Annotated in this window: 5 protein-coding genes and 2 pseudogenes; 4 read left to right on the top strand and 3 right to left on the bottom strand. The window is 64.2% G+C overall.

Annotation, left to right across the window (positions count from 1 at the left end; translation table 11 throughout):
- Nucleotides 1-287: pseudogene (locus DH10_RS30725) on the top strand (TetR/AcrR family transcriptional regulator); the annotation flags it as partial.
- Here DH10_RS30725 and DH10_RS30720 read toward each other — a convergent pair.
- Nucleotides 229-1,176, bottom strand: a complete 948-nt coding sequence (locus DH10_RS30720) for a LysR family transcriptional regulator (RefSeq protein WP_192385686.1) — start codon at nt 1,174-1,176, stop codon at nt 229-231. The pseudogene DH10_RS30725 and the gene DH10_RS30720 overlap by 59 nt on opposite strands.
- A gap of 110 nt (nt 1,177-1,286) precedes the next feature.
- Here DH10_RS30720 and DH10_RS30715 point away from each other — a divergent pair, with 110 nt between their 5' ends.
- The 3 genes from DH10_RS30715 (at nt 1,287) to kce (ending at nt 3,247) form a co-directional block, all read left to right on the top strand.
- Nucleotides 1,287-1,931, top strand: coding sequence for an FMN-dependent NADH-azoreductase (locus tag DH10_RS30715; RefSeq protein WP_192385685.1), 645 nt, complete (start codon nt 1,287-1,289; stop codon nt 1,929-1,931).
- A gap of 34 nt (nt 1,932-1,965) precedes the next feature.
- Nucleotides 1,966-2,190, top strand: a complete 225-nt coding sequence (locus DH10_RS30710; protein WP_246811670.1) for a hypothetical protein — start codon at nt 1,966-1,968, stop codon at nt 2,188-2,190.
- Between the two features lie 124 nt (nt 2,191-2,314).
- A complete protein-coding gene (gene kce, locus DH10_RS30705) occupies nt 2,315-3,247 on the top strand; it encodes a 3,5-dioxohexanoate:acetyl-CoA acetone transferase (RefSeq protein ID WP_192256898.1) in 933 nt (310 codons plus the stop codon).
- Nucleotides 3,248-3,271: 24 nt separating this feature from the next.
- Here kce and DH10_RS30700 read toward each other — a convergent pair whose 3' ends face one another.
- On the bottom strand, nt 3,272-3,565 hold the full coding sequence (locus DH10_RS30700; RefSeq protein ID WP_192256896.1) for an HlyU family transcriptional regulator: 294 nt from the start codon (nt 3,563-3,565) through the stop codon (nt 3,272-3,274).
- 113 nt (nt 3,566-3,678) lie between these two features.
- Nucleotides 3,679-4,004, bottom strand: a pseudogene (locus DH10_RS30695) (PadR family transcriptional regulator); the annotation flags it as partial.

Raw genomic sequence — 4,004 nt, 5'->3', positions numbered from 1 at the left:
TGCTCGATGGACCGGCCGTGCTCGGCCGCGCCGCCATGGACGAGATCGACAACCGCCACGGCTCCCGCTCGCTGCGCGAGGGTCTGGTCGCGGCCATGCGCGCGCGCTCGATGATCAAACTGCCGGTCGAGGCGCTGACCGCCTTGCTGGCCGCCGCCTTCGACCGGGCAGCTTTAGCCATCGAGGCCGGCGCATCGGACGAGGATTATCGCGCCGTTCTGCTGGCGCTCATGGACGGCTTGTCTCCGGCCCCTCCTCCGTCCAGACGCCCGGCTCCATCTCGTTGAAGCAGCCGAGCTGCCGCTTGAATTCATCGATCAGCCAGGATGCGGCGGGCTTGGGGCTGCGGTCGGTGCGGTGCATGGCATAGAGCGGCGAGCGCACCTCGCGATAGGGTTCGAGATCGAGCTCGACAAGCCGGCCGCTTGCAAGGTCGTCGGCGATCAGCCAGCGCGGCAGGCCGCCCCAGCCAAGGCCGTCGCGCATCAAGGCATGCTTGGTGCGCACATCCGTCAATCGCCAGGTTCGATAGGCAAAAACGCCATAGTCGCGGCCGCGCGTCCGCTCCGACTGGTCGGAGACGACGAGCTGGATGTGCTCGCGCAGATCCTCGACGGCCACCGGCTTCGGCAGTTTCGCCAGCGGGTGGTCGGGCGCCGCCGCCGGCACCATCGAGGTGAAGCCGATGCGCAGCAGATTGACGTCGGCATCGCCTATCAGCCCGCCAAAGCCGAGATCCGACTGGCCATTGACGACCTGATCGACGATCAGGCCGAGCGAGCCGATATAAAGCCGCAGCATCACCGCCGGGAACTGTGACTCGAAGGCCTTGAGTACCCGCACGAGCGCCGGCGAGGGCAGCGCCACGTCGACCGATACGGTCACTTCGGCCTCCAGTCCCTGCCGGTAGCCGTCGGCGCGCGAGCGGATGCGCTGCAGGACGCCGATCATGCATCTTGCGTCCTCCAGCATGGCCTTGCCGACATCGGTCAGCTGCGGCTCGCGCACGCCTTCGCGCTCGAACAGTTTCAGGCCGAGCTGCGCTTCGAGATTGGCGATGCCGTAGCTCACCACCGACTGCGCCCGGTTGAGCTTGCGCCCCGCGGCCGAGAAGCTGCCGGTGTCGGCCACCGCCACCAGGATCTGCAATTGGTCGAGCGTGGGATTTGGCTGCATGATCAATCCATATTCTAGATGGACACCATACAAATTATACCAGTTTTTCAGATAGGGCGGCAATCCCATATTGGCGAGGGAAGTTCAATCCAACCCCAAGGGACACCGCCATGTCTATTCTGCTTGTTACCTCCAGCCCGCGCGGCGCTGCTTCGCACTCGACGCGCGTCGCCACCGATCTCGCTCAGAAGCTGCTTGCCGCCGACCCGTCGGCCAAGCTTGTCGTGCACGATCTCGTCACCAAGCCGCTGCCGCATATCGACCCCGATTATGCGACCGGCATCTACACGCCCGCCGAGGCGCGCACCCAGCGCCAGGCCGAGGTGGTTGGCGTCTCCGATGCGGTGCTCGACGAAGTGTTCGCGGCCGACACAATCATCCTCGCCACCGGCTTCATCAACTTCAACATCTCCTCGACGTTGAAGTCGTGGATCGACCACGTGGCCCGCTCCGGCAGGACTTTTGCCTACGGCGAGAACGGCCCGAAGGGCCTCGTCACCGGCAAGAAGGTCTATATCGTGCTCGCTTCCGGCGGCATCTACTCGGACGGCGCCGCGGTGCAGATGGATCACGCCATTCCCTATCTGCGCAGCGTGCTTGGCTTCCTGGGCATGACCGATGTCGAGGTCATCCGCGTCGAAGGCGTCGGCATGGGCGCCGACGCGGTCACTGCCGCCCTTGCCAAGGCCACCGCCAAGGTCGACGCCATCGCTGCCGCGGCAGCGAATGCCGATCAAGTCGCGATCGCGGCATAACTTCTGCTCTGGAAACTGAAAAGGCAGGCACCGGTTGGCGCCTGCCTTTTTTGCATGCCCGTCAGGCGGTGGAGCACAACCAAGGCGGCAAGACCGCCGCCGGATAATCGCAGCGATCCAGAATGCGGTGCCGATCTGGAACGACTTTTTCTTTCCCCTGGTTCTGATCATCTCCGACAATTTGAAGACACTGCCGCAGGGGCTGACTGTGTTCGTCGGCGAATTCACCACCGACTGGGGGTGCTGTTCACCGGGCTGACACTGGCGGCGCTGCCGATTACGCTGCTTTATGTCGTGCTGTCGAAGCAGTTCATTTCCGGCATCACCCAAGGGGGCGGACAAATAAGGCGCGGTCAAATAGCGAAAGATCGAGGCACCATAAAGTGGCGAACCAGAACAAGATCATCATCACCTGTGCGGTCACAGGCTCGATCCATACCCCGTCAATGTCGCCGCATCTGCCGGTGACGGCGGAAGAGATCGCGACCGCGGCCATCGAGGCGGCCGAGGCCGGCGCGGCGATCGTCCACCTTCATGCCCGCAATCCTATCGACGGGCGCCCCGACCAATCGACGGAGGCGTTCGCGCCTTTCCTGCAGGTCATCAAGCAGCGCTCCAACTGCGTCATCAACATCACCACCGGCGGTGCTGCGACCATGAGTGTGGAAGAGCGGGTCAAGCCGGCGAAGGTTTTCGCGCCCGAGGTCGCGTCGCTCAACATGGGGTCGATGAACTTCGCGCTGTTTCCGATGCTGGAGCGGTTCAAGACCTTCGAGCACGACTGGGAGCGGCCCTATCTCGAAAGCTCGCGCGACCGGATTTTCCGCAACACCTTCGGCGACATCGAGCACATATTGCGCACCTGCGCAGACAACGGCACGCGCTTCGAGATCGAGTGCTACGACATTGGCCATCTCTACACGCTGGCGCATTTCGTCGACCGCGGCCTGGTGAAGGCGCCGTTCTTCGTCCAGAGCGTGTTCGGCATCCTCGGCGGTATCGGCACGCATCCGGAAGACGTCGCCCATATGAAGCGCACGGCAGACCGCCTGTTCGGCAACGACTACCACTGGTCCGTCCTGGGCGCCGGCCGCCATCAGCTTCCGATCGCCACCCAGGCGATCGCGCTGGGCGGCAATGTGCGCGTCGGCCTGGAGGACTCGCTATGGATCGGCAAGGGCAAGCTCGCCCGCTCGAGCGCCGAACAGGTGACCAAGGTGCGCCAGATCATCGAAGGCCTCGGCGCCTCGATCGCCACGCCCGACGAGGCGCGGCAGATCCTCCAGCTCAAGGGCGGCGACAAAGTCGCGTTCTGATCGGAGCAAAAAGGACCGCGCCGGCTACCCGAACATCCGCTCGCCTTGCTCGTCGACGAGCTGGATGCCTTTCTTGATCGAGATGTCGATGGCATCGTCCAGACCGGCGAAACGGTCGGCGCGGATGAAACGGTGCTCCTTCATCACGCCGTCCACTTCCTTCGAGACGACGCCGCAGGTCTGGTACTGGCCGTCGGCCTTGTAGGGCGTGGCGCTGATCAGGAATCCCTTGTGCTCGACCTGCTTTGCCGGCTTCGCGGCTCCAGACTCTTTTGCCTCGCCGCCACCGCCGCCGAAAAGACGTTTCAGAAAAGACATTTCGGTATCCTCCAACGGCAATCGTCCTGCATCACATAGCGTGTTGCAGGACGATTTTCAGTAGCTGCCCTTGGCTGAACGGGCAATAGGCGCCTCGCAGCCGGCCGTTGTCCTCAGCGGTGCGACAAGGCCTCGAGCGCCGCGGCGGCGTCTTCCAGGATGCTGATCGCCTCGGCCTGCTTGTCTTCCGGCGCATCGACGATGTCGCCGAGCGCGGCGCGCAGCCGGTGGCGCAGCGCGCGGAACCGGTCGCGCTTTTCGTCGCGCTTCTCGTGGCGACCGCGCCGGCCGCCATCCTCGCCGTCGTCGCTCCAGCCGAACCAGTCGCGGGCCTTGGCCATCTTGCGGCCGAAACGCTCGAGATGGTCGAGCACATGATCGATCATCTCGCGGTTTTCCTCGAGATGCGCCCTGCCCGCCTCGGTGATCGAAAACACCT

This window comes from Mesorhizobium silamurunense, from assembly GCF_014843825.1.
Classification (GTDB): Bacteria; Pseudomonadota; Alphaproteobacteria; order Rhizobiales; family Rhizobiaceae; genus Mesorhizobium; species Mesorhizobium silamurunense.
Note: the sequence above shows the minus strand (reverse complement) of the source record. Positions and strands in the feature narration are given on the sequence as shown.

Excerpts from the sequence above, each read along its gene's own strand:
- DH10_RS30700 (WP_192256896.1), bottom strand. The coding sequence starts at position 3,565 with ATGTCTTTTCTGAAACGTCTTTTCGGCGGCGGTGGCGGCGAGGCAAAA.
- DH10_RS30715 (WP_192385685.1), top strand. The coding sequence starts at position 1,287 with ATGTCTATTCTGCTTGTTACCTCCAGCCCGCGCGGCGCTGCTTCGCAC.
- DH10_RS30720 (WP_192385686.1), bottom strand. The coding sequence starts at position 1,176 with ATGCAGCCAAATCCCACGCTCGACCAATTGCAGATCCTGGTGGCGGTG.